This is a genomic window from Streptomyces cyaneus (genome assembly GCF_004028635.1).
In the GTDB taxonomy this organism is placed as follows: Bacteria; Actinomycetota; Actinomycetes; order Streptomycetales; family Streptomycetaceae; genus Streptomyces; species Streptomyces cyaneus.
This window is the reverse complement of sequence record NZ_RQJW01000011.1, coordinates 179,175-202,578: the sequence shown is the minus strand read 5'-3', so window position 1 is coordinate 202,578 and position 23,404 is coordinate 179,175. Positions and strand designations below refer to the sequence as shown.

General features: G+C 70.5%; 22 protein-coding genes. 11 read left to right on the top strand and 11 right to left on the bottom strand.

Annotated elements, in window-relative coordinates; translation table 11 throughout:
- Nucleotides 1-22 precede the first annotated feature (22 nt).
- From EHO50_RS34770 to EHO50_RS34750, 5 genes are all read right to left on the bottom strand, one after another.
- Nucleotides 23-823 carry an ABC transporter permease gene (locus EHO50_RS34770; RefSeq protein ID WP_128435221.1) on the bottom strand — a complete coding sequence of 267 codons (801 nt, stop codon included), beginning with the start codon at nt 821-823 and terminating at the stop codon, nt 23-25.
- Entirely contained in the window at nt 824-1,753 is a 930-nt protein-coding gene (locus EHO50_RS34765) for an ABC transporter permease (RefSeq protein ID WP_048587175.1), read from the bottom strand. It abuts the gene before it with no gap.
- On the bottom strand, nt 1,753-2,916 hold the full coding sequence (locus EHO50_RS34760) for an ABC transporter ATP-binding protein (RefSeq protein WP_181449740.1): 1,164 nt from the start codon (nt 2,914-2,916) through the stop codon (nt 1,753-1,755). The genes EHO50_RS34765 and EHO50_RS34760 overlap by 1 nt, the downstream gene beginning before the upstream one ends.
- A gap of 5 nt (nt 2,917-2,921) precedes the next feature.
- Entirely contained in the window at nt 2,922-4,169 is a 1,248-nt protein-coding gene (locus EHO50_RS34755; protein ID WP_128435219.1) for an ABC transporter substrate-binding protein, read from the bottom strand.
- A 95-nt stretch (nt 4,170-4,264) separates the two neighbouring features.
- Nucleotides 4,265-5,845, bottom strand: coding sequence for a gamma-aminobutyraldehyde dehydrogenase (locus tag EHO50_RS34750; RefSeq protein WP_128435218.1), 1,581 nt, complete (start codon nt 5,843-5,845; stop codon nt 4,265-4,267).
- 200 nt (nt 5,846-6,045) lie between these two features.
- Between EHO50_RS34750 and EHO50_RS34745 the strand changes: the two genes are divergently transcribed.
- Nucleotides 6,046-6,600 carry a riboflavin biosynthesis intermediates N-glycosidase gene (locus EHO50_RS34745; RefSeq protein ID WP_246101692.1) on the top strand — a complete coding sequence of 185 codons (555 nt, stop codon included), beginning with the start codon at nt 6,046-6,048 and terminating at the stop codon, nt 6,598-6,600.
- A gap of 279 nt (nt 6,601-6,879) precedes the next feature.
- Here EHO50_RS34745 and EHO50_RS34735 read toward each other — a convergent pair whose 3' ends face one another.
- Complete coding sequence (locus EHO50_RS34735) at nt 6,880-7,125, bottom strand: DUF4190 domain-containing protein (RefSeq protein WP_246101690.1); 246 nt, start codon at nt 7,123-7,125, stop codon at nt 6,880-6,882.
- A gap of 205 nt (nt 7,126-7,330) precedes the next feature.
- Here EHO50_RS34735 and EHO50_RS44280 point away from each other — a divergent pair, with 205 nt between their 5' ends.
- From EHO50_RS44280 to EHO50_RS34725, 3 genes are all read left to right on the top strand, one after another.
- Nucleotides 7,331-7,510 (top strand): hypothetical protein, encoded by a 180-nt coding sequence (locus EHO50_RS44280; RefSeq protein WP_164905030.1) that lies wholly within the window; start codon nt 7,331-7,333, stop codon nt 7,508-7,510.
- 502 nt (nt 7,511-8,012) lie between these two features.
- Nucleotides 8,013-9,074, top strand: coding sequence for an adenosine deaminase (locus EHO50_RS34730; RefSeq protein WP_128435216.1), 1,062 nt, complete (start codon nt 8,013-8,015; stop codon nt 9,072-9,074).
- An 82-nt stretch (nt 9,075-9,156) separates the two neighbouring features.
- A complete protein-coding gene (locus tag EHO50_RS34725; RefSeq protein WP_181449739.1) occupies nt 9,157-9,840 on the top strand; it encodes a glycerophosphodiester phosphodiesterase in 684 nt (227 codons plus the stop codon).
- On the opposite strand, the gene EHO50_RS34720 is transcribed toward EHO50_RS34725, so the two are convergent.
- Entirely contained in the window at nt 9,837-10,439 is a 603-nt protein-coding gene (locus EHO50_RS34720; protein WP_128435214.1) for an NADPH-dependent F420 reductase, read from the bottom strand. The genes EHO50_RS34725 and EHO50_RS34720 overlap by 4 nt on opposite strands.
- 40 nt (nt 10,440-10,479) lie before the next feature.
- On the opposite strand from EHO50_RS34720, the gene EHO50_RS34715 reads away from it, so the two are divergent.
- A complete protein-coding gene (locus EHO50_RS34715; protein WP_128435213.1) occupies nt 10,480-10,839 on the top strand; it encodes a winged helix-turn-helix transcriptional regulator in 360 nt (119 codons plus the stop codon).
- Here EHO50_RS34715 and EHO50_RS34710 read toward each other — a convergent pair.
- The gene (locus tag EHO50_RS34710; protein WP_246101689.1) at nt 10,821-12,515 is read right to left on the bottom strand and encodes an RNA polymerase sigma factor; all 1,695 of its coding nucleotides are present in this window, start codon (nt 12,513-12,515) and stop codon (nt 10,821-10,823) included. The genes EHO50_RS34715 and EHO50_RS34710 overlap by 19 nt on opposite strands.
- Before the next feature lie 374 nt (nt 12,516-12,889).
- Between EHO50_RS34710 and EHO50_RS34705 the strand changes: the two genes are divergently transcribed.
- Nucleotides 12,890-14,050 (top strand): serine hydrolase domain-containing protein, encoded by a 1,161-nt coding sequence (locus EHO50_RS34705; protein ID WP_128435211.1) that lies wholly within the window; start codon nt 12,890-12,892, stop codon nt 14,048-14,050.
- Here EHO50_RS34705 and EHO50_RS34700 read toward each other — a convergent pair.
- Nucleotides 14,040-14,576 (bottom strand): hypothetical protein, encoded by a 537-nt coding sequence (locus EHO50_RS34700; RefSeq protein WP_128435210.1) that lies wholly within the window; start codon nt 14,574-14,576, stop codon nt 14,040-14,042. The genes EHO50_RS34705 and EHO50_RS34700 overlap by 11 nt on opposite strands.
- Before the next feature lie 119 nt (nt 14,577-14,695).
- Here EHO50_RS34700 and EHO50_RS34695 point away from each other — a divergent pair, with 119 nt between their 5' ends.
- The gene (locus EHO50_RS34695; protein WP_128435209.1) at nt 14,696-16,045 is read left to right on the top strand and encodes a diacylglycerol/lipid kinase family protein; all 1,350 of its coding nucleotides are present in this window, start codon (nt 14,696-14,698) and stop codon (nt 16,043-16,045) included.
- A 7-nt stretch (nt 16,046-16,052) separates the two neighbouring features.
- Here EHO50_RS34695 and EHO50_RS34690 read toward each other — a convergent pair whose 3' ends face one another.
- Entirely contained in the window at nt 16,053-17,243 is a 1,191-nt protein-coding gene (locus tag EHO50_RS34690; RefSeq protein WP_128435208.1) for a polyamine ABC transporter substrate-binding protein, read from the bottom strand.
- A gap of 108 nt (nt 17,244-17,351) precedes the next feature.
- On the bottom strand, nt 17,352-18,791 hold the full coding sequence (locus EHO50_RS34685; protein WP_128435207.1) for a gamma-aminobutyraldehyde dehydrogenase: 1,440 nt from the start codon (nt 18,789-18,791) through the stop codon (nt 17,352-17,354).
- Nucleotides 18,792-18,981: 190 nt separating this feature from the next.
- Here EHO50_RS34685 and EHO50_RS34680 point away from each other — a divergent pair, with 190 nt between their 5' ends.
- The 4 genes from EHO50_RS34680 to EHO50_RS34665 all read left to right on the top strand — a co-directional run bounded on the left by EHO50_RS34680 (nt 18,982) and on the right by EHO50_RS34665 (nt 23,291).
- On the top strand, nt 18,982-19,500 hold the full coding sequence (locus EHO50_RS34680) for an Lrp/AsnC family transcriptional regulator (protein ID WP_128435206.1): 519 nt from the start codon (nt 18,982-18,984) through the stop codon (nt 19,498-19,500).
- 19 nt (nt 19,501-19,519) lie between these two features.
- Nucleotides 19,520-20,893, top strand: coding sequence for an aspartate aminotransferase family protein (locus EHO50_RS34675; RefSeq protein ID WP_128435205.1), 1,374 nt, complete (start codon nt 19,520-19,522; stop codon nt 20,891-20,893).
- A gap of 257 nt (nt 20,894-21,150) precedes the next feature.
- Complete coding sequence (locus EHO50_RS34670; RefSeq protein ID WP_128435204.1) at nt 21,151-21,891, top strand: ABC transporter ATP-binding protein; 741 nt, start codon at nt 21,151-21,153, stop codon at nt 21,889-21,891.
- Nucleotides 21,873-23,291 (top strand): hypothetical protein, encoded by a 1,419-nt coding sequence (locus EHO50_RS34665; RefSeq protein ID WP_128435203.1) that lies wholly within the window; start codon nt 21,873-21,875, stop codon nt 23,289-23,291. Before EHO50_RS34670 ends, EHO50_RS34665 begins: the two co-directional genes overlap by 19 nt.
- Nucleotides 23,292-23,404: the final 113 nt, after the last annotated feature.

The window sequence follows — 23,404 nt, the reverse complement described above, 5'->3', positions numbered from 1 at the left end:
GATTTCAACTCCCTACAGGGGCTTATGCCTTTTGCTTGTTACGGCGGTTACTGATGGCCATGGAGGCCAGGACGAACAGTACGGCGACGACGAACATGGCCGTACCGATGACATTGATCTGAACGGGCGTTCCGCGCTGGGCCGAGCCCCAGACGAACATCGGGAAGGTGACGGTGGAGCCCGCGTTGAAATTGGTGATGATGAAATCGTCGAAGGAGAGCGCGAAGGCGAGCATCGCGCCCGCCGCGATTCCGGGGGCGGCGATCGGCAGGGTGACCCGGACGAACGTCTGGAACGGTCCGGCGTAAAGGTCCTGCGCGGCCTGCTCCAGCCGCGGGTCCATCGACATCACACGTGCCTTGACCGCCGTCACGACGAAGCTCAGGCAGAACATGATGTGGGCGATGAGGATCGTCCAGAAGCCCAGCTGGGCGCCCATGTTGAGGAACAGGGTGAGCAGCGAGGCCGCCATGACGACCTCGGGCATCGCCATCGGCAGGAAGATCAGCGAGTTCACGGCGCCCCGCGCGCGGAAGCGGTAGCGGACCAGCGCGAAGGCGATCATCGTGCCGAGGAGCGTGGCGCCCAGCGTCGCCCAGAACGCGATCTGGAGGCTGACCGACAGCGAGCCGCACAGGTCGGAGACGCCGCACGGGTCCTGCCAGGCGGCCGTGGAGAACTCCTGCCATTCGTAGTTGAAGCGCCCCTTCGGTTTGTTGAAGGAGAAGACCGTGACGACGACATTCGGCAGAAGGAGATAAGCGAGCGTCAGCAGTCCCGCGATGACGACGAGATTGCGCTTGAGCCAGTTGACGAAGGTCATTTAAACCAGATCCTCCGTGCCGGACCTACGGATGTAGACGGTCACCATGACGAGGATGGCGGCCATGAGGATGAAGGAGAGGGCCGCGGCCGTCGGATAGTCCAGAATGCGCAGGAACTGCGTCTGGATGACATTGCCGACCATGCGGGTGTCGGTGGAGCCGAGCAGATCGGCGTTGACGTAGTCGCCGGCGGCCGGGATGAAGGTCAGCAGCGTGCCGGAGACGACGCCCGGCATCGACAGCGGGAAGGTGACCTTGCGGAAGGTGGTGATCGGCTTGGCGTACAGATCACCGGCCGCCTCGTGCAGCCGGCCGTCGATGCGCTCCAGCGAGGTGTAGAGCGGCAGCACCATGAACGGCAGGAAGTTGTACGTCAGACCGCACACCACCGCGAGCGGTGTGGCCAGCACGCGGTCGCCGGAGGTCATGCCGAGCCAGCTGGTGACGTCCAGGACGTGCAGGGTGTTGAGGGCGCCGACGACCGGGCCGCCGTCCGCGAGGATCGTCTTCCAGGCGAGGGTGCGGATCAGGAAGCTGGTGAAGAACGGCGCGATCACCAGGATCATGATCAGGTTCTTCCAGCGGCCCGCGCGGAAGGCGATGAGGTACGCGAGCGGGTAGCCGAGGATCAGGCACAGGATCGTCGCCGAGCCGGCGTAGAGCACCGAGCGCAGGAACTGCGGGTAGTACTCGGACAGCGCGTCCCAGTAGGTGGCGAAGTGCCAGGTGACCTTGTAGCCCTCCTCCAGGGAGCCCGTCTGCACGGACGTGGAGGCCTGGTAGATCATCGGCAGCGCGAAGAAGACCAGCAGCCACAGGATGCCGGGGAGCAGGAGCCAGTACGGGACGAGACGGCCGCGCTTGCGCGGGGGCTTCTTCTCGGGAGCCGTCGGGGTCAGAGGCGGTGGCGCCTCGGTCAGTGTCGCCATCAGACCGCCGCCTCTTCCTGGATGCCCGCGGAGCCCGTTGTCCCAGCAAGCAGGGACTGTGCGGCATCCAGGCCGAAGGTGTGCGCCGGGTTCCAGTGCAGGACGACCTCGGCGCCGGGCACGAGCCGGGCGTCACGGTCGATGTTCTGGGCGTAGACCTCGAACTCGGAGCAGACCGGGCTGTCGACGACGTACTGCGTGGAGACGCCGATGAAGGAGGAGTCGGCGATCTTGCCGGTGATGCGGTTACGGCCCTCGGGGATATCACCGGCATCGTCGGCGGGGGTGAGGGAGATCTTCTCCGGGCGGACGCCGACCAGCACCTTGCCGCCGGTCGCCGTGGGCGCGCTGCACCGCGCCTCGGGGAGGACGAGCTTGCCGCCGCCCGCCTTCAGCACGATGTCGTCGCCGCTCTTGGAGTCGACCTCGGCCTCGATGAAGTTGGAGGTGCCGAGGAAGTTGGCGACGAAGGTGGTGCGCGGGTTCTCGTACAGGTCGGTCGGCGAGCCGAGCTGCTCGACGCGGCCCGCGTTCATCACGGCGACCGTGTCGGCCATCGTCATGGCCTCCTCCTGGTCGTGCGTGACATGGACGAAGGTGATGCCGACCTCGGTCTGGATGCGCTTGAGCTCCAGCTGCATCTGGCGGCGCAGCTTGAGGTCGAGGGCGCCGAGGGGCTCGTCGAGCAGGAGCACCTTGGGGTGGTTGATCAGCGCACGGGCCACGGCGACCCGCTGCTGCTGGCCACCGGAGAGCTGGTGCGGCTTCTTGCGGGCCTGCTCGCCGAGCTGGACGAGGTCGAGCATGTCCTCGACCTGCTTCTTCACCGACTTGATGCCGCGTCGGCGCAGGCCGAAGGCGACGTTCTCGAATATGTCGAGGTGCGGGAAGAGGGCGTACGACTGGAAGACCGTGTTCACCGGCCGCTTGTACGGCGGGAGGGCCGTCACGTCCTGCTCGCCGAGGTGGACGGTGCCGGAGGAAGGTTCCTCCAGGCCGGCGATCATGCGCAGGGTGGTGGTCTTGCCGCAGCCGGAGGCGCCGAGCAGGGCGAAGAAGGAACCCTGCGGCACGGTCAGGTCGAGCGGGTGTACGGCGGTGAAGGAGCCGTAGGTCTTGCTGATGCCGGAGAGGCGGACGTCGCCGCTGGTGTCGTTCGTCATGGTGGTCACGCCCCTGTGAGCTTCGCGAACTTCTCTTCGTAGGCCGTCTCTTCCTTCGAGCTCAGTGAGCGGAAGGCATGGGAGGCGGCCTGCATGGCCTTGTCGGGGAGGATCAGCGGGTTGTTCGCCGCGTCCTCGTCGATCTTCGCAAGCTCTTCCTTCACGCCGTCCACGGGACAGACGTAGTTGATGTAGGCGGCGAGCTCGGCGGCGGCCTTCGGCTCGAAGTAGTAGTCGATGAGCCGCTCGGCGTTCGTCTTGTGACGGGCCTTGTTGGGGATCAGCAGGTTGTCGCTGGACGTCATGTAGCCGCTGTCCGGGATCAGGAAGTCGATGTCCGGGCTGTCGGCCTTGAGCTGTACGACGTCACCGGCCCAGGCGAGGCAGGCCGCGAAGTCGCCGCTGGTGAGGTCGGAGGTGTAGTCGTTGCCGGTGAACCGGCGGATCTGCTTCTTGTCGACGGCCTTCTGCAGGCGCGCGATCGCCGCGTCGTAGTCGTCGTCGGTGAACTTGGCGGGGTCCTTGCCCATGTCGAGCAGGGTCATCCCGATGGTGTCGCGCATCTCGGTGAGGAAGCCGACGCGGCCCTTGAGCTTGGGGTTGTCGAGCAGGTCGGAGACCGTCTTCACCTCGACGCCGTCGAGCGCCTTCTTGTTGTAGGCGATGACTGTGGAGATGCCCTGCCAGGGGTAGGAGTACGCCCGTCCCGGGTCCCAGTCGGGGCTGCGGAACTGCTGCGACAGGTTGGCGAAGGCGTGCGGAAGGTTGGACGGATCCAGTTTCTGGACCCAGCCGAGGCGGATGAGTCGGCCGGCCAGCCAGTCGGTGAGGACGATGATGTCGCGGCCGGTGTCCTGCCCGGCGGCCAGCTGCGGCTTGATCTTCCCGAAGAACTCGTTGTTGTCGTTGATGTCCTCGGTGTACTTGACCTTGATGCCGGTCCGCTCGGTGAACTGCTCCAGCGTCGGATGGTGCTTGCCGCTGTCGTCGACGTCCATGTACTCGGTCCAGTTGGAGAAGTTGACGACCTTCTCCTCGGCCGAGTGGTCCTCGGCGGACGTGCCGCCCTGGGTCTTGCCGGCCGCGGGGATCCCGCAGGCGCTGAGCGTGCCCAGTCCGCCCAGCGCGAGCGCGCCGCCCGTGGAAGCGCGCAGCAGGGAACGGCGGGTCATGGCGGCCCGGCCGTTGCGCAGGCTGCGCCGCATGGCGGCCACTTGGGCCGGGGACAGGCGGTCGGGCTCGTACTGCTCCATGCGCGTGGTGCCCTTTCGGGAGAGATCGGAAAGGTTGGGGAGGCCGGTCGCTGGTCGGGCACCCGGCTGCTCCCGCCTGATCTGGTCCGGTCTGACTATCGGTCCCCGAAGACGGTGCGGTGCCAGTCCTTCCTGGCCACCGCGGTGTTGTCGAACATGACGTGCTTGATCTGCGTGTACTCCTCGAACGAGTACGCGGACATGTCCTTGCCGAAGCCGGACGCCTTGTAGCCGCCGTGCGGCATCTCGCTGATGATCGGGATGTGGTCGTTGACCCAGACACACCCCGCCTTGATCTCGCGGGTGGCCCGGTTCGCCCGGTAGACGTCACGGCTCCAGGCGGAGGCGGCGAGCCCGTACGGGGTGTCGTTGGCGAGCCGGATCCCGTCGTCGTCGCCGTCGAACGGTACGACGACCAGAACCGGCCCGAAGATCTCGGACTGGACGATCTCACTGTCCTGGGCGGCGTCGGCGACAAGGGTGGGCCGATAGTACGCACCGTTCTTGAGATCGCCCTGTGGGGCCTCACCGCCGGTGACCACGCGCGCGTAGGCACGCGCACGGTCGACGAACCCCGCGACCCGGTCGCGCTGGACGTGGGAGATCAGCGGCCCGAGATCGGTGCCCGGCGCGAACGGATCACCCAGCCGGACACTCTCCATGAGGGCGGCGGTCCGCTCGACGAACTCCTCGTACAGCGATCGCTGCACGTACGCGCGCGTGGCCGCCGTGCAGTCCTGCCCGGTGTTGATGAGCGCGCCCGCGACCGCGCCGTGCACGGCGGCTTCGAGGTCGGCGTCGTCGAAGACGACGAAGGGCGCCTTGCCGCCGAGCTCCAGATGGATCCGCTTGACGGTCGCGGTGGCGATCTCGGCGACGCGCTTGCCCACGGCGGTGGACCCGGTGAAGGAGGTCATGGCGACGTCGGGATGCCCGACGAGATGCTCGCCGGCTTCCCTCCCGGTCCCGGTGACGATGTTGATGACACCGTCCGGGATCCCGGCGTCGGTGGCGGCCTGCGCGAAGAGGAGCGAGGTGAGCGGGGTGAGCTCGGCGGGCTTGAGCACGATGGTGTTGCCCGCGGCGATCGCCGGGAGGATCTTCCAGGCGGCCATCTGCAGGGGGTAGTTCCAGGGGGCGATGGAGCCCACGACACCGATGGGTTCGCGGCGGACGTAGGAGGTGTGGTCGCCGGAGTACTCCCCCGCGGACTGCCCCTGGAGATGCCGGGCGGCGCCGGCGAAGAACGCGGTGTTGTCGATGGTCCCCGGCACATCGAACTCACGGGTCAGCTTCAGCGGCTTCCCGCACTGCAGGGACTCGGCGCGGGCGAAATCCTCGGCGCGGTCGGCGAGGACGGCGGCGAAGCGGTGCAGCGCGTCGGAGCGCTCGCCCGGGGTGGCCGCCGCCCAGCCGGGGAAGGCCGCGCGCGCGGCGGCGACAGCGGCGTCGACGTCATCGGTACCGGCCAGGTCGTACCTGTACACCTCCTCGCCGGTGGCAGGGTCGACGACGGCGTGCGTACGACCCGAGGTCCCCTTCGCCGGCCGGCCCGCGATGTACTGCGCGCCCCCCGCGAAGCGGTCCTGGGCCGGGAAGCGTCCCGAGGTGGCGGTTTCCGGGGTTGCGGTGGCCGGGGTGGCGGTGGCCGGGGTGGCGGTGCCCGGGTTCTGCATGTCGCTCTCCTCCGTGTCCCCGTGGTGGGGCCGGCGTGGCTCAGGCTCGATTTGAGTGCCGATCCTGACAGAGCAGCAGGACTCCAACAAGTGATTCCGTTGTTGCCTTTTGGTTACGCGACGGAATCTGTCGACCAGGTGTCGAGTTGGCCAGAAAAACGCGGGACGGATTGTCGGTGGTGCGTGCCATGCTCGGGGGCATGGCGAAGATCGATTCTTGGGATGTCCTGATCAGGGAGGTCCGTGCGGGGGCGAGGGTCAAGTATCTGCACTTCTGGGGTCACCGGCCGTTGCCGGACGGCCGGGTGGGCGCGAGCTGTCTGAGCCAGTGGTGGCCGTCGCCGTTCACCGTGGACGGGGTGGAGTACGCGACCGCCGAGCACTGGATGATGGCCGAGAAGGCGCGGCTGTTCGGGGACGCGGAGGCGGAGCGGGGGGTGCTCGGGGCCGGGCATCCGTCGGTGGCGAAGAAGGCCGGGCGGCTGGTGCGGGGGTTCGACGACGCGATATGGGAGCGGGAGCGGTTCCGGATCGTCGTCGAGGGGTCGGTCCACAAGTTCGGCGCGGATGAGGATCTGCGGGAGTTCTTGCTGGGTACCGGGGATCGGGTGCTGGTGGAGGCCAGTCCGGTGGACCGGGTGTGGGGGATCGGGCTCGCGGCGGGGGATGAGGGGGCGGGGGATCCGGGGCGGTGGCGGGGGCCGAATCTGTTGGGGTTCGCGTTGATGGAGGCGCGGGAGCGGTTGCGGGGGTAGGGGTGTTTCTCGCCCCCGCCGCCCCTACCCCTTCCCGTCCTTGAAGGGGCTCCGCCCCTTCGACCCCGCCAGGGGGCTCCGCCCCCTGGACCCCCGCTCCTCAAACGCCGGAGGGGCTGAGTTTCTGGGGCTTCACCTCTCAGCGCCGGCCAGCATCATCCAGCCCGTCCGGCGTTTGAGGACGAGGCCCGTTCAGGGCCGAAGCGGGGGTCTGGGGGCCGCAGGCCCCCAGGTACGGGAAGGGTAGGGGCGGCGGGGGCGAGGAAAACCCGGCGGTTCCTACGACGTGGCGATCACAAGCGCCAGCATGACCAGCCCGAGCACCACACCCGCCGCCCCACAAATGACCCCGGCCAAGGCCTGCCCCGGATTCGTCGCCTCGCCCCGCCGCGCCTTGCCCCGCCCGATCGAACCGAAGATCAGAGCCAACACACCCAGGATGATCGCTATCGGCCACAGGCAGAAGACCACCGCGGAGATGATCCCGAGCACAAGCCCGGCCGTACCCATCCCGTTGCTCGGCATGCCCTGCATACCAGGCCAGCCGTAGTAGCCCCCGGCACCGAGCCCCGGCACCGGCGGCGGCGGGTACCCGTGCCCCCCGTGCCCCCCGGGATAGCCGTACGGAACCTGCCCCGGCCCGTCGGGACCGATGGGCGGCGGCGGGACGGGCTCACCGTGAGCGGCGTAGGGACCGGGCGCGGTCGGTGGCGCGAAGGGATTGCCCGGTGTGCCGACCGGCGTGGAAGACGTGGGCCCGGGAGGCGCGAAGGGGTTCCCTGTCGAGCCGTGCGTTGGCGTCAACGGGCCCGGCCCGGCCGACGGGTTCATCCACGGCGACGCCGGCGGCACCGCGTCCCGCGGCTCGGACGGCACACCCATGGGCGGCACGGACGTGACCGTCTGCTGATCGTGCACGGAAGGAGCCGGCCAGACCGGCGGCCCGTTCGAGGCGACGGTGTACCCGGGACCGCCCGGCGCGGAGGGAGACGCCTGCGCACCCGCGGCCGGAGGCGCCCACGGATCCGACTCGGGTCGGCCTTCCGGCCCACCGGGCACCGCACCACCCTGGCCCGCCGCCCCCGACTTGTCCAACGAGGTCTTCCGCTCCTTCTCCAGCGAAGTCCCCGACCCGCCTACCGCCGCGTCCCCTGGTCCCCCCGGTCCCCTCAGCATCCCCGATCCCCCCGATCCCCCCGGCCCCTCCGATCCCTCGGATCCCTCCGGCGCCTCCGGCGTCTGCGCGTCGTCGGACATGCGCGGGCCCCCTCCGTCGTACGTGCCGTCATGCTAAGGCCCGGGCATCACCGTCGCGGGCCCGGCCTACGATGATCCCGAGTAACCGATCAGCCGATCACCCGCGTCCCGCCGCCCGCACACCCGGCCGCGGACGCCGTTCCCGGGGAGGAACCTTGACCGACCGTCTCGTCGACGCCCGCGTCCCGCGCGACCTGCACGCCTTCATCGCCGGACTGCCCAAGGCCGAACTGCACGTCCACCACGTCGGCTCCGCCTCCCCCCGCATCGTCGCGGAACTCGCCGCCCGCCACCCCGACTCCAAGGTCCCCACCGACCCCGAGGCCCTGGTCGACTACTTCACCTTCACGGACTTCGCCCACTTCATCGAGGTGTACCTGTCCGTCGTGGAGCTGATCCGCACCCCGGAGGACGTACGGCTGCTGACGTACGAGGTGGCCCGCGACCTGGCCCGGCAGCAGGTGCGCTACGCCGAGCTGACCATCACCCCGTTCTCCTCCACTCGCCGCGGCATCGACGAGGTTGCGTTCATGGCGGCGATCGAGGACGCCCGCAAGGCAACCGAGGCCGAGTTCGGGACCGTACTGCGCTGGTGCTTCGACATCCCCGGCGAGGCCGGCCTGGAGGCTGCCGAGGAGACCGTGCGGCTCGCCACCGACGACCGGGTGCGCCCGGAGGGCCTGGTCTCCTTCGGGCTCGGCGGACCCGAAATAGGCGTACCGAGGCCGCAGTTCAAGCCGTACTTCGACCGGGCGATCGCCGCCGGACTGCGCTCCGTGCCGCACGCCGGCGAGACCACCGGGCCGGAGACGGTCTGGGACGCCCTCACCCACCTTCGGGCCGAGCGCATCGGGCACGGCACGAGCTCGGCGCAGGACCCGAAGCTGCTCGCGCACCTCGCCGAGCACCGGATCGCGCTGGAGGTGTGCCCGACCTCCAACATCGCCACCCGCGCGGTCCGCGACATCGACGAGCACCCGATCAAGGAGTTCGCGAAGGCCGGCGTGGTCGTCACCATCAACTCCGACGACCCGCCCATGTTCGGCACCGACCTCAACAACGAGTACGCGGTCGCCGCGCGCCTTCTCGACCTGGACGAGCGGGGCCTGGCCGCCCTGGCCGGTAATGCCGTGGAGGCGTCCTTCCTGGACGAGCCCGGCAAGGCCCGGATCAAGGACGAGATCGACACGTACACGACCACATGGCTCGCCTCCTGACGCCCCGCGCCTGAGTCCACCCGCCACCCGCCACCCCATCCCCCCACCCACGCCCGCCCGCCCGCCCGCCACAATGACGTCCATGCAGAACGTGACCGCCGTCGCGCACCGCGGCGACCCTTACCGCGTCCGCGAGAACACGCTCGACTCCCTGCGCTCCGCGCTCCGACTGGGCGCGGACGCCGTGGAGATCGACGTACGGCTCACCAAGGACGGTGTGCCGGTGCTGCTGCACGACGAGACGCTGAAGCGGCTGTGGGAGCAGGACCGGCCGCTGCTCGCGCTGTCGGCGGCCGAGGTGCGGGGGCTGACGGCGGGCGGGGTGCCGACGCTGGAGGAGGCGCTCGCGGCGTGCGACGGGAGCCGGGTGATGCTCGACCTGCCGGGCACGCCCGATGTGCGGGCGGCGCGCCGGGTCGTGGACGTGGTGCGCGGGTGCGGGGCGCATGACCGCGTGTACTACTGCGCGGGCGCCCCGGCGATGCTCGCCGTGCGCGCCGCCGACCCGGCCGCCGAGATCGCCCTGACCTGGACGACACTGGCGCCGCCGCGCCCCGCGCTGCTGGCCGCGGTACGCCCGCGCTGGCTCAACTACCGCTTCGGCCTGGTCGATCACGCCCTCGCCGAGCGCGTCCACCGCGACGGCTACTTGCTCTCCGTCTGGACCCCGGACACCCGACGCTCCATGCGCCGCCTGCTGGACGTAGGCGTCGACTCGATCACGACCAACCGCATCGACGTCCTCCTGGGCCTGCGCACGGCCTAGGCACGGTCATCGGCGAACGCGAGCGGCGGCGCGATCGCCTGTGCGTCCGCCCCCTCCCCCACCCACAGCCCGATCAGCAGCGCCGCCGTCGCCTCCACCAGCCCGGACCGGTCCAGTCCGCCGGCGTTCAGCGGCTCGCAGCCGAGGTCGCGCACGAGTCGTCGTACGACGGACAGGGCCGCCTCGTCGTCCCCGCACAGCGGCACCGCCAGCGGGCGGCCGTCGAAGACGGGCGGCGTCATCCGCCAGACGTCGACGTGGCACAGGTTGAAGGCCTTGACCACGTGCGCGGCGGGCGCGGCGGCCGCGATGCGCTGGGCCGCGGCGGGGCCGCCCGCCGTGAGCAGCCCGAAGCCCGGGCCCACCGGGTTGGTGCAGTCGATCAACACCCTCCCGCGCAGCACCGGTTCGAGCCCGGCGACCACCTCGACCACCGCCGCGTACGGCACCGCCAGCAGCACCGCGTCCGTCCCGAACACGGCGGCCTCCCGCAGCCCGCCCGCCGAGCGGCCACCGGCGACCACCTCGTGCCCGGCCCGCCGCCACTGCGTCCCCAACGCGTCCGACATACCGCCCGTACCGAGAATCCCGATTCGCATGTGCCTGACTGTAGGAAGCCGCTCGGGCACCATTCGGTAAGTGACCACCGATCAGCCCTTCCTCGCCGACTGCCGGGCCCGCCTCGCCTTCGACCTGCTCTCCAACACCTGGAACGCCGTGGCGCTCTGGGCGTTGCGGCACGGTCCCGTGCGCCATGGAGAGCTCAAGGACCGCATCGGCGGGATCAGTCAGAAGGTGCTCACCGAGACGCTGCGGCGGCTGGCGTTCAACGGGCTCGTCGAACGTCACGCGTACGACGGTTCGCCGCCCCGCGTTGAGTACGAACTCACCGAGCTGGGCAGGACGTTGCTGGCTCCCATCGACGCCTTCGGCGCCTGGGCCTTCGAACACGGCGACGAGGTGATGCAGGCCCAGGAGCGCTACACGCGCGAGCGCTGAGCCACCGTCGCCGGGTCGGCCGGTGTCTCGCGGGTGACGTACTGCGGCACCGGCGCGGTGTCCTTGCCGTTGTCGCGGACCAGGCCGTAGCGGATGGCGCCCTGCGGGGGGCCGTATCGCACGTCCTCGGTCACCTTGCCCCAGCTCGACGGCATGACGGTCAGGCCGTAGGAGGCGCCGCGCTCGTTCTGGTTGAGGGTGACGGTGCCGTCGAGGTAGAAGTACTCGTTCTGCCACATCTGCTGGGTGCCGTCGGGCAGCACCGTGTAGCCGATGTCCGGGCCGCCCATGCCGGTGACGTAGCCCCGGTCGGAACCGTCCCCGATGACGTCGTCCATGCGGCGGCCGCCACCGGAGGCGACGTGGAAGATCTTGCCCTTCAGGCCGGTCCAGGTCGGCATGGTCAGCCCGCCGGGCCGGTCGTGCGGCGCGATCTGCCAGCGCACCAGGAGATAGCCCTGTCCGCTGAGCGTGACGTTCTCGCCGCGGTGCTGCATGACGGCCTTCGCACCCCCGGTGCTGGTGATGCCGGACTCGGGGCGACGGGGAAGGGCGGCGGGCTCGGTGTTCGGGTCCGGGGCCTGGTCGACGGCGTCGACGACCGTGCCGTACAGGTCGACCTTCTTCGTCGCCGACGGCGACGGTGACAGTGACGAGGCAGGTGTGGCCGTCGGCGTCACGGACGGCGTGGACGACGGCGGGCGGGCCGTGCTTGCCGCCGTGGGGGCGGCCGCGCGCGGCGGCGGGACGTCCGGGGTCTGGGTGACGACGTACGCGCCGCCCGCGACGATCGTCGCGCCGGCCGTCACCGCAACGGCCGGCTGGGTGAGCGCGGCCATCACCTTCGCGGACCAGCCGACGGAGGTCGCCGTGGCCGTGGCCGTCGCCGCGACCGCCGTCTTGCCGCCGAGGGCCAGGGAGAGGGTGAAGCCGACGGGGATCGGGACGAGCGCGATGCCGACGAGGAGGCGTTCCGCCGGTACGACGGCCTCGTGGGTGTCCCCGCAGTAGCCGCAGCCCCTGATGTGCCGGGCCAGCCGCTTGCGCCAGACCGAGTCGGGGCGGCCGTTCCAGCGGGCGGTCAGTTCGCGCAGGTCGGGGCAGGCGCCGTCCAGCGCACGGACGATGCCGCGCGCGGTCTCCAGCCGCTCCTTCACCCGCTGGACGCGCACCGCGGCGTGCTGCCGGCTGATCCCGGCCGCCGCGGCCAGTTCGCGCCGGGTCAGCTCGCCCGCGACCTCCAGCCACCACAGCGACAGCAGCTGCCGGTCCTCGTCGTCCAGCCAGCGCACCGCCTCCGCGACCTCGCGCCGCTGCCCCTCCAACTGCAGCCTCAGCACGGTGAGTTCGGCGAAGTCGGTGGCTTCCCGCGCGGCCGACTCGTCGAGCTGGACGGGCTGTCGGCGCCGCGCCCGGTCCCGTATCTGTCGCATGGCGATGGCGACGAGCCAGGAGCGGAAGCTGTCCGGGTCGCGTAGCGAGCCGAGGTTGTCGACGGCGCGCAGCATGGTCTCCTGGACGACGTCGTCGACGTCGGCATGCCCGTTCAGGGCGCGCCCGACCACGTTGTAGACCAGCGGCAGCCAGCCCTCGACCAGCTCGTCCAGCGCATGCCGGTCACCGGCCTGTGCCGCCGCGATGGTGGAGCGCCACTGCCTGCCGGCTGCCTCGTCCACGTACGTCCTCTCCCGGGTCACTTGCTGCCCGTACGCACCTTCTCAGCCTGACCAGCACCTTTGGCTATGTCGGAGATCACATTCCGCTTTCGGTGCGAGCGAGGCGACGGGTGCGACATGGGGCGGCTCCCGGGTGTGGGGGGCGGGGGACGCGAGTGGAGACGCGGTGAAGGGGGCGGCGATAACACTTTTTCGGCGACCGGAGCCGCGACCCCGGCCCGTAAGGGCGATCCCTTACAACGCCCTTGTTCCGTACTGCACTTGCTCCGGGGAAGCCCAGGGTCCGAGCCCCTCCTCACCGACGATCCGGCCGGGCGCGTACGGCCCGACGATGATCACGGACCTCCCGACCGACCCGACTCCAGGAGCAGCAGATGCCCGTACGCCCGCTTCCCGCCCTCCTCACCTCCGCGCTCGCCCTGACCCTGGCCGCGCTGCCGCTGGCCGGGACGGCCTCCGCGCGCCCCACGTCGTCGTCGTGCAGCGCGCAGGCGATCGAGACCGCCCCGGCGGACGGCCCCGACGTCAAGGCGCTGTGTGCGGCACTCGCCGGACTGCCCGACAAGGACGCGACGGCCGCGCTGATCCGCGTGGGCGGCAAGGGAAGCTGGCACGGCGTGGCCGGGGTGCGCGACATGAGAACCGGTGCACCCGCGCTGGAGAACGCCCGCTTCCGCGCCGGTTCGACGACGAAGATCGTGACTTCGGCGATCGTGCTGCAACTCGCCGCCGAGGGGCGGATCTCCCTCGACGCGACCGTGCAGCAGTACCTGCCCGGCCTGCTCACGAAGGACTTCGCGCCGATCACCGTGCGCCAGCTGCTGAACTTCACCAGCGGCCTGCAGCCGGGCGCGTCCCTCGGCGAGGACGTCGACGACGGCTACGCCCACCGCTTCGAGACACTGACCCCCGAGGAGGTGGTGGCCGCGTCGGTCGCCAAGGGCCCCGACCCGGACCACGCGCCCGGCGAGCACCAGCGGTACGGCAACATCCACTACACCGTGCTGGGCATGCTGATCGAGAAGGTCACCGGCGACTCGTACGCCCATCAGGCGGCCGTGAGGATCTTCCGCCCGCTCGGCATGCGGCACACCTCCTTCCCCGCCGGCCCCGACCCCCGCATCCACGGTCCGCACAACCGCGGCTACGACTGGATCGACGGCAAGCTGGTCGACGTGACCGAGTGGAACATGTCGGACCGGTTCGCGGCCGGCGACATGATCTCGACGACGGCGGACCTGGAGCGGCTGCTGTTCGCCCTGTTCCGCGGTCAGGTGGTGCCCGAACCGCAGCTGCAGGAGATGTTCACGGTCCCCGACCTCGACGGGGCCACCATGAGCGCGGGGCTGCAGCGGTTCGAGCTGAACGGCAAGGTCATATGGGCCAAGACGGGCGCCCGCCCCGGCTATCACACCGTGGTCGCGGCCACCCGTGACCTGTCCCGGACGGTGGTCTACTCCGCCAACTCGACCGACGCGAAGGGCGACGGCCTGGCCATCGCCCAGCGCTTCGCGTTCCCGGCGTTCAACCGCTGACGGCGACGGCGGCGGCTGGAGGTGCCGCCGCTTCGGTCAGCGCCTCCAGCCGCTTGATCTTCTTGCGTACGACGTACAGCGGGATCACCCCGAAGACACCGAACGACATGTCGATCACCGACCACCAGAAGGGAATGTCGCGGATCGGCCCGCAGATGAGGGCGAGCGGGATGATCCCGGCGCAGGCGATCATCCCGAACTCGACGACCCAGATGTTGCGGACGGGGTCGCGGTAGGGACCGTAGAAGGCGACCGCGATGACGAGGTGGGCGAAGGCCAGCCAGTCCGTGCCGTAGAGCAGGAAGGGGTAGTCGGCGTCGGCGGTGTCGAGCCCCCGCCGGACGCGCTCGATCCAGTCCATGAGGCCGGGAAGGTGCTCCGGCACGGACAGGGCGCGCAACAGGTCCTCGGTCCAGTGCAGTTCATGGACGAGGGGGAAGGCCGTGGCACCGCTGAGCACCAGGCAGACGACGAAGGAGAACAGCCAGACACGGATGCCCTTGAGCAGGGCGGCTCTGTCGCTCATGAGGGCAGCGTACGCCTAGAGTTGAACGCGTTCGAAAGCGAGGTCGCGCAAGGCCCTCCCCTCTGCCCTCCGGTCCGTGACGGACCGGCTCTACGATGTCCGCGGCGAACGGAGAAGTCATGGGCTTGGACTTGAGCGGGCGGGCCTACCGACATCAGCGGTGGGCGGCGCGAACCGCGTTGGCCGCGGCGGGGCTGGCGGTGCTCGTGCCGCTCGCCTACGGCGGTGTCGGCGGCGTCCTGCTGCTGGTGGCCGGTGCCGCGGGTCTGGGCCTCAGCGCAGTCGCGGTGTGGTGGACGCTGACCCTGCGCGGACCGCTGCGCTGGGCCGCAGCCGTCCTGGCCCTGGCGGTGCCGGCCGCTGTCGTGGCCCTGTTCGCTGCCACCCTCTTCTGGGCGCTGCTGGCGTCCGTGGCGCTGTGGACGGTGGCCGTGTGGAGCGGGCGGTACGCGCTGCGGGGCGCGGGCAGTCCTCGGGTGCGGGTGATGCGGGAGCGGAAGGCACCGCCGCCGCAGCGACCGTATCTGATCATGAACCCGCGCTCGGGTGGCGGGAAGGTGGTCCGCTTCGAGCTCCAGGAGAAGGCCGAGCGCCTCGGCGCCCGCGTCATCCTGCTCGACCCGGACCAGCACGAGGACGTCACCGCCCTGGCCCGCAAGGCCGTGGCGGACGGCGCTGATCTGCTGGGCGTCGCGGGCGGTGACGGCACCCAGGCGCTGGTCGCGGCCGTCGCCGCCGCGTACGACATCCCGTTCCTGGTGATCAGCGCCGGCACCCGCAACCACTTCGCCATGGACCTGGGCCTGGACCGCGACGACCCCGCCGCCTGCCTCGACGCGCTCACCGACGGCGTGGAACTCCGCGTCGACCTCGGCTTCGCGAACGGCCGGCCCTTCGTCAACAACGCCTCCTTCGGGGCGTACGCGGCCATCGTGCAGAGCCCCGGCTACCGCGACGACAAGATCGGCACCAGCCTGGAGCTGCTGCCCGACCTGCTCACCCGCCAGCAGGGCCCGCGGCTGACGGCCCGTGCGGCGGGCACCACGCTCGACGCCCCGCATGCCGTGCTGGTCAGCAACAACCCCTACCGCACGGACGATCCCTTCGGACTCGGCCGCCGCGACCGTCTCGACGCGGCCGTCCTCGGCGTCCTCGGCATCAGGGTGGACAGCGCGGCCGAGGCCGCCGCACTGCTCCTCGACCCCGCGCCGGGCGGCCTGACCATCCTCACCGCACCCGACGTGGTCATCGAGGCCGACCGCGCGGAGATCGAGGCCGGCATCGACGGCGAGGCCCTCGTCCTGCCCGCCCCGGTCCACTGCCGCATCACACCCGGCGCCCTACGCGTCCGCGTCCCCCGCAAACGCCCCGGCATCCCGCAGCCCGCCCCCCGCCTGGACTGGCGTCGGCTGCGCAAACTGGCGGCGACGGTGGGACGTACGGCGGTGCACCACCGGAGCCGGGCGTAGCCGCTCCCTACAAACCCGCGATCGCGTTCCACCGTTTCCCGAACTCCACCCGCTCCTCGGACGTGATGTCCCGCGCGATGGCGAGGTGTTCGCGCATCGCCCTGTCCGGGAAGATCAGCGGGTCCTCCGCCAGGGCGGCCGTCTCCTCGTCCTTGGCGGAGGCGAGCACGTCCTGGGCGGCCGGGACCGGGCAGACGTAGTTGACCCAGGCGGCCAGTTCGGCGGCGACCTCGGGCTCGTAGTAGTAGTCGATCAGCCGCTCGGCGTTGGTCTTGTGGCGGGCCAGGTTGGGGATCATCAAGGACTCCGACCACAGCTCGGCGCCCTCCTCGGGGACAACGAAGCGGATGTCGGGATCGTCGGCCTGGAGCTGGATGACGTCGCCCGAGTACGCCTGGCAGGCCAGTACGTCGCCGCTCGACAGGTCCTTGATGTAGTCGTTGCCGGTGAAGCGGCGGATCTGGCCCTTGCGGACCTGCTTCTCGACCTGGTCGCAGACGGTGTGGAAGTCGTCCGCAGTCCAGCGGGTGATGTCGACGCCGTTGCCCTGCATGAGCAGGGCGAACGCCTCGTCCAGGCCGGAGAGCAGGGTCATCCGGCCCTTCAGGTCGCTCGCCCACAGCTCGGACACGCTGTGTATCTCGCGGCCCAGCCTGCGGCGGTTGTACGCGATGCCGGTGATGCCGGACTGCCACGGCACGGTGAACTTCCGTCCGGGATCGAAGGCAGGTGAACGCAGCAGCGGGTCCAGGTACTCGGTCACGTTCGGCTGCCGTGCCCGGTCCATCTCCTGTACCCAGCCCAGCCGTACGAACCGGGCGCACATCCAGTCACTGATGACGACGAGGTCGCGGCCGGTGCGCTGATGGTTCATCAGGGCTGGGCTGATCTTGCCGAAGAACTCGTCGTTGTCGTTGATCTCCTCGACGTACTCGACGGAGATGCCGGTGCGCTTCCGGAAGGCCTCCAGCGTCGGCCGCCGCGTCGCGTCCTCGTCGTCGGTGTCGATGTACAGCGGCCAGTTGGCCCAGGTGAGCCGCTTGTCGGTGGCGGAGAGATCGGCGGCGGCCCGCTCGCTGGGCGGCACGTAGGCGGCGGGCACACCACAGCCGGCGAGCCCGCCGAGCAGCGTGCCCGCGCCAAGGGAGCGCAGCAGGTTCCGGCGAGACAGCACGGAGTTCTTCGACGAGAGGGCCATGGCCGCAGCATGCCACCGCGGCAACGCCCTGAGGGGCGCGGGGCGGTGCCCGATATGCGGCTCCGCCGCGGGTGCGCGACCAGCCCCCACGCACCCGCAGTCGAAGAACTACACGTCCAGGGACGTCATCACGTGCTTGATCCGCGTGTAGTCGTCGAACCCGTAGGCCGAAAGGTCCTTGCCGTACCCGGACTTCTTGAACCCACCGTGCGGCATCTCCGCCACCAGCGGAATGTGCGTGTTGATCCACACGCACCCGAAGTCCAGCGCCTTGGACATCCGCATCGCCCGCCCGTGGTCCTTGGTCCACACCGACGACGCGAGTGCGTACTCGACACCGTTCGCCCACTCGACGGCCTGCGCCTCGTCCGCGAAGGACTGCACGGTGATGACCGGCCCGAAGACCTCCTTCTGGATGATCTCGTCGTCCTGCTTCAGCCCGGACACGACGGTCGCCGCGTAGAAGTACCCCTTCTCACCGACCTGGTGGCCACCGGCCTCGACCTTGGCGTGGGCGGGCAGCCGCTCGATGAACCCGGAGACCTGCTTGAGCTGGTTGGGGTTGTTGAGCGGGCCGAACAGCACGTCCTCGTCGTCCGGCTGCCCCGTCTTGGTGTCGGCTGCGGCCTTCGCGAGCGCCTGCACGAACTCGTCGTGGATGGCCTCGTGGACGAGCACGCGCGTGGCGGCCGTACAGTCCTGCCCGGCGTTGAAGAAGCCCGCGACGGAGATGTCCTCGACGGCCTTGGCGATGTCGGTGTCCTCGAAGACGACGACCGGCGCCTTGCCGCCCAGCTCCAGGTGAACCCGCTTGAGGTCCTTCGACGCCGACTCGGCGACCGACATACCGGCCCGCACGGAGCCGGTGATGGACGCCATCGCCGGAGTCGGGTGCTCGACCATCAGCCGGCCGGTGTCACGGTCGCCGGTGATGACGTTGAAGACGCCCTTGGGCAGGATCGAGCCGATGATGTCGGCGATGAGCACGGTCGACGCCGGCGTCGTGTCCGACGGCTTCAGCACGACCGTGTTGCCCGCCGCGATCGCCGGCGCGAACTTCCATACGGCCATCATCATCGGGTAGTTCCAGGGCGCGACCTGCGCGCAGACACCGACCGGCTCACGGCGGACGATCGAGGTCAGGCCCTCCATGTACTCACCGGCCGACCGGCCCTCGAGCATCCGGGCCGCACCCGCGAAGAAGCGGATCTGGTCCACCATCGGCGGGATCTCCTCGGACCGCGTGAGCCCGATCGGCTTGCCGGTGTTCTCCACCTCGGCCGCGATGAGCTCCTCGGCCCGCTCCTCGAACGCGTCCGCGATCTTCAGCAGGGCCTTCTGCCGCTCGGCGGGGGTCGTGTCACGCCAGCCCGGGAAGGCCCTGGCGGCGGCCTCCATCGCGGCGTCGACGTCCGCCTGCCCGGACAGCGGCGCGGTCGCGTACGCCTCGCCCGTCGCGGGGTTGACCACCTCGGTGGTCCGTCCGTCGGCGGCGTCCCGGAACTCACCGTCGATGTAGTTGCGCAGACGACGCAGCTCGGTGCTCACTGCCGGCCTCCTGTCAGGTCTTCTCTGCTTCTGGACTGCTTCTGACTGTCCACTCTCTGAGACACCCACCCTAATCGCCGTGCCCACGTTTTCAACACCCCCACTGTCGCCACTTCTGCGAAATCCGCAGACCTCAGTCACGTAAACAACGAATTTCATCGCCGCGGCCTTGCGGAACTGTCGAGACGTCGTGCACAGTGACGTCGTGGCCAGTCGAAGCGCAGAGCACAGGGACTCCCGCGAGTCCAGGAACGGCGGCGGTCCCCAGCTGGACGCCGTCTCCCTCGCCATCATCGAACAACTTCAAGAGGACGGCCGCCGGCCGTACGCCGCCATCGGCAAGGCCGTGGGCCTGTCCGAGGCGGCCGTGCGCCAGCGCGTCCAGAAGCTGCTCGACCAGGGCGTGATGCAGATCGTCGCCGTCACGGACCCGCTCACCGTGGGCTTCCGGCGCCAGGCGATGGTCGGTGTCCACGTCGAGGGCGACGTGGAGTCCGTGGCCGACGCCCTGACCGCCATGGCCGAATGCGAGTACGTGGTGATGACGGCCGGGTCCTTCGACCTGATGGTGGAAATCGTCTGCGAGGACGACGACCACCTCCTGGACGTCATCAACCGACGCATCCGGGCCGTCCCCGGAGTGCGCTCGACCGAGAGCTTCGTCTACCTCAAGCTCAAGAAGCAGACCTACATGTGGGGAACCCGATAACCGTGAGGACCCGATAACCGTGAGCACCGACACCCCTCAGGACCTCAGCAGGACCGCGTACGACCACTTGTGGATGCACTTCACGCGCATGTCCTCGTACGAGAAGGCCCCCGTGCCCACCATCGTCCGCGGCGAGGGCACCTACATCTACGACGACAAGGGCAAGCGCTACCTCGACGGTCTCGCCGGCCTGTTCGTGGTCCAGGCCGGGCACGGCCGCGTCGAGCTGGCCGAGACCGCCTTCAAGCAGGCGCAGGAGCTGGCGTTCTTCCCGGTCTGGTCCTACGCCCACCCGAAGGCCGTCGAACTCGCCGACCGCCTCGCGGACTACGCGCCGGGCGACCTCAACAAGGTCTTCTTCACCACCGGTGGCGGTGAGGCGGTGGAGACCGCCTGGAAGCTCGCCAAGCAGTACTTCAAGCTGGTCGGCAAGCCCACCAAGCACAAGGTGATCTCGCGTGCCGTCGCCTACCACGGCACCCCGCAGGGCGCCCTGTCCATCACGGGCGTGCCGGCCCTGAAGGCCCCGTTCGAGCCCCTCGTCCCGGGCGCCCACAAGGTCCCCAACACCAACATCTACCGCGCCCCGGTCTTCGGCGACGACCCTGAGGCCTTCGGCCGCTGGGCCGCCGACCAGATCGAGCAGCAGATCCTCTTCGAGGGCCCGGACACGGTCGCCGCGGTCTTCCTGGAGCCGGTGCAGAACGCGGGCGGCTGCTTCCCGCCCCCGCCCGGCTACTTCCAGCGGGTGCGCGAGATCTGCGACCAGTACGACGTGCTGCTGGTGTCGGACGAGGTCATCTGCGCCTTCGGCCGCCTGGGCACGATGTTCGCCTGCGACAAGTTCGGCTACGTCCCGGACATGATCACCTGCGCCAAGGGCATGACCTCGGGCTACTCCCCGATCGGCGCGTGCATCATCTCGGACCGCCTCGCCGAGCCCTTCTACAAGGGCGACAACACCTTCCTGCACGGCTACACCTTCGGCGGCCACCCGGTCTCCGCGGCCGTCGGCGTCGCCAACCTCGACCTGTTCGAGCGCGAGGGCCTCAACCAGCACGTCCTCGACAACGAGGCGGCGTTCCGCGCCACGCTGGAGAAGCTGTACGACCTGCCGATCGTCGGCGACGTCCGCGGCAACGGCTTCTTCTACGGCATCGAGCTGGTCAAGGACAAGGCGACCAAGGAGTCCTTCAACGCGGACGAGACCGAGCGCGTCCTGTTCGGCTTCCTCTCCAAGAAGCTCTACGAGAACGGCCTGTACTGCCGTGCCGACGACCGTGGCGACCCGGTCATCCAGCTCGCCCCGCCGCTGATCGCCAACCAGGAGACGTTCGACGAGATCGAGCAGATCCTGCGGGCGACGCTGACGGAGGCGTGGACCAAGTTGTGACGCCCGGATCGTTCGCCGGACCCTTCGCCGACCCGCCTCCCGGACCGGTGTTCGACGGAAGTCGATCTTCCGGCTGAATGATCAACACACCGGCCCCGGTGCCGCCCGTTCGAGTGAGACACGGCGGCCCGGGGCCGTGTGCTGTCCGGGCTCCGGGCGGCGGCTGCCTAGCGTGCCAGTGACCGATCAGCCCAGCCTTCGTTCCCCCGCACGAGGGATCAGGCCTGGGAAAACGGATCAGAACCGAGGTGTACGCGATGGTGGCCCCGCCGGACAACGACGTGCTCTGGGCACGCGCCCTGCACTTCACGCACAACGACGGTTCGCCCGCGCTCAGCGGCGTCTCGCTCGGGGTACAGGAGGGCGAGGTCCTCGCCGTCATCGGCCCGCGCGGCAGCGGGAAGACGACTCTCCTGCGGTGTCTGTCCGGGCTGGCCGCGGTGCGGCGGGGCGAGGTCTGGTTCAACAGCGTGCCGGTGCACAAAATGGGCCCGACGGCCCGCGAACGGCTCCGTCGCGACCGTTTCAGCTGGATCGACCCGGCACCGTCGCTCGTCCCCGAGCTGAACGTCTGGGAGAACACCGCCCTCCCCCTGATGCTGCGCGGCACCAGCCGCCGTCGCGCCAAGGCGGCCGCACTGGAGTGGCTGGTACGCCTGGACGTCGGCGAGGTGGCCCGCAAGCGCCCGCACCAGCTGGTCCAGGCCGAACGCCAGCGCGTCTGCATCGCCCGTGCGCTGGCCCCCTCACCCACGGTCCTGTTCGCCGACGAGCCGGCCGCCCCCCTGCACCGCGCCGACCGCGCGCACATCCTGCGCACCCTGACCGCAGCCGCCCGCTCGCACGGCATCACGGTCGTCCTCGCCGGCCTGGACGCGGACCCGGCGACCCTCGCCGACCGCACGGTCACGCTCCTCGACGGGCGGCGCGTGAACACGGTGCACCTGCCCCCGGCGACGGAGACGGAAGGCCGGGCCGCGTGCTCGCTCTCCGTCTGACCCGAGGCGCCCAACCGGCCGTACAGCTGCGCCGCCTGCTGGTGGCGGCGGCGTCGGCGGGCACGGGCTTCCTGCTGCTCTGCGCGCTGGGCTACGCGATGTCCCACGCCTCCCCCGCCGAGTCGCTCCTGCGCCTGGCCTGGTGCGCACCCCCGCTGGCCGCGACGGTCCACTTCGCCGTGGCCGCGGCCCGAACCGACCCCGGCACCAGCCCCCGCTCCGGCCTCGCGGCCATCGGCCTGGGCCCGGCCCGCCTGATGGCCGTCTCGGCCACCACCACGGCCCTGTCCTGCACCCTCGGCTCCACGGTGGCCCTGCTGTTCTTCCTCCACCTCCGGGGCGACCTGCTGGGCATGCCCTTCGACGGTGCGGTCTCGGAGTTCCTGGCAGCGGGCAGCCCCCTGCCCGTGCCGGCCACGCTGACCCTGCTGACGCTGGTCCCGGGGATCGCGTCGGTGATGGTGGCGTTGGCCCTGCGCCCGAAGGAACTCGGGCCCACCACCGCCCGGGGCACGGGACGGGCGTACGTCCGCTTCGGGGCGTACGGCAGGTCGGTGGCGCGGGAGACGTTCGGGGCGTACGGGCGGTTCGGCGCCCGACTGCGGCGTGGCGAGCGTGGCAGCGCGGACGCGAACGGGCGCCCGCAGCCTGGCGACGGCACCCCGCAGGCAGGCGACCCGGCCCGGACGCCGGCCCCCACCACGGCCACTCCACCGACCGACTGGACCGAAGCGGTAGCCGACCCCGCTCCCCCAGCCGACTCGGGCCGCGCACGCCCTGTCGCCCCCCGCAAACCCCCCGCCGGCCTCCCCTGGGGCATCGCGGTCCTCGCCGCGGGCCTCGCCGTGGAGGCCTATGCCGGCCGCACGACGACCGGCACCGCCGTCACCATGCCCGCCGCCCTCCCCACCGGCACCGCCGGAGTCGTCGTCGGCTGGCTGCTCACCGCCCTCGGGCTCGCCCTGGCCGCCCCCGGCCTCACCCACTTCTGCGGCCGCCTCCTGCAGACCGCACGCCCGGGCGCCCTGCGCCTGCTGGCCGGCCGTGTCCTGATGGAGGAAGCCGTCCGCATCGGCCGCCCCCTCGGCATCGTCTGCGCCGTCACCTCCGCCGTGTACGCCATGACCCCGCTCTCCGACCACGCGGCCACCCCGCCCTTCGGCCCCCTCACCGCCCTCGGCGTCACCCTGGTCACCGGCTGCACCGTGGCCACCCTCCTCACGGCCGCCGTGGAGGCCAAGCAGGCCCGCGCCGACACCACGGCCGCGCTGCTCCGCCTCGGCGCCCCCACCGCGCTGCTCCGCAGCGCCGCCGCTCTGCGGGTCGGCATCCTGCTGGCCTTCTTCGGCCCGCTCACCCTGATCGTGGCCGAGCTGGCCGCGCTTCCCCTGGCACAGTGAGGCCGTCGAGCGGGCCCCGACCCCCGGCGAAAAACTCGTAGGAAAAAAGTCTCCGCCCGGCGATGAGTTCCGGCCGGCCCCCCGGTCTACCCCACCGAACAGCAGCCACCCCG

Bases quoted from the DNA above. Each gene is read 5' to 3' on its own strand.
- EHO50_RS34770 (WP_128435221.1), bottom strand. From the start codon at position 823: ATGACCTTCGTCAACTGGCTCAAGCGCAATCTCGTCGTCATCGCGGGA.
- EHO50_RS34765 (WP_048587175.1), bottom strand. From the start codon at position 1,753: ATGGCGACACTGACCGAGGCGCCACCGCCTCTGACCCCGACGGCTCCC.
- EHO50_RS34760 (WP_181449740.1), bottom strand. From the start codon at position 2,916: ATGACGAACGACACCAGCGGCGACGTCCGCCTCTCCGGCATCAGCAAG.
- EHO50_RS34755 (WP_128435219.1), bottom strand. From the start codon at position 4,169: ATGGAGCAGTACGAGCCCGACCGCCTGTCCCCGGCCCAAGTGGCCGCC.
- EHO50_RS34750 (WP_128435218.1), bottom strand. From the start codon at position 5,845: ATGCAGAACCCGGGCACCGCCACCCCGGCCACCGCCACCCCGGCCACC.
- EHO50_RS34745 (WP_246101692.1), top strand. From the start codon at position 6,046: ATGGCGAAGATCGATTCTTGGGATGTCCTGATCAGGGAGGTCCGTGCG.
- EHO50_RS34735 (WP_246101690.1), bottom strand. From the start codon at position 7,125: ATGCCGAGCAACGGGATGGGTACGGCCGGGCTTGTGCTCGGGATCATC.
- EHO50_RS34725 (WP_181449739.1), top strand. From the start codon at position 9,157: ATGCAGAACGTGACCGCCGTCGCGCACCGCGGCGACCCTTACCGCGTC.
- EHO50_RS34720 (WP_128435214.1), bottom strand. From the start codon at position 10,439: ATGCGAATCGGGATTCTCGGTACGGGCGGTATGTCGGACGCGTTGGGG.
- EHO50_RS34705 (WP_128435211.1), top strand. From the start codon at position 12,890: ATGCCCGTACGCCCGCTTCCCGCCCTCCTCACCTCCGCGCTCGCCCTG.
- EHO50_RS34700 (WP_128435210.1), bottom strand. From the start codon at position 14,576: ATGAGCGACAGAGCCGCCCTGCTCAAGGGCATCCGTGTCTGGCTGTTC.
- EHO50_RS34695 (WP_128435209.1), top strand. From the start codon at position 14,696: ATGGGCTTGGACTTGAGCGGGCGGGCCTACCGACATCAGCGGTGGGCG.
- EHO50_RS34690 (WP_128435208.1), bottom strand. From the start codon at position 17,243: ATGGCCCTCTCGTCGAAGAACTCCGTGCTGTCTCGCCGGAACCTGCTG.
- EHO50_RS34670 (WP_128435204.1), top strand. From the start codon at position 21,151: ATGGTGGCCCCGCCGGACAACGACGTGCTCTGGGCACGCGCCCTGCAC.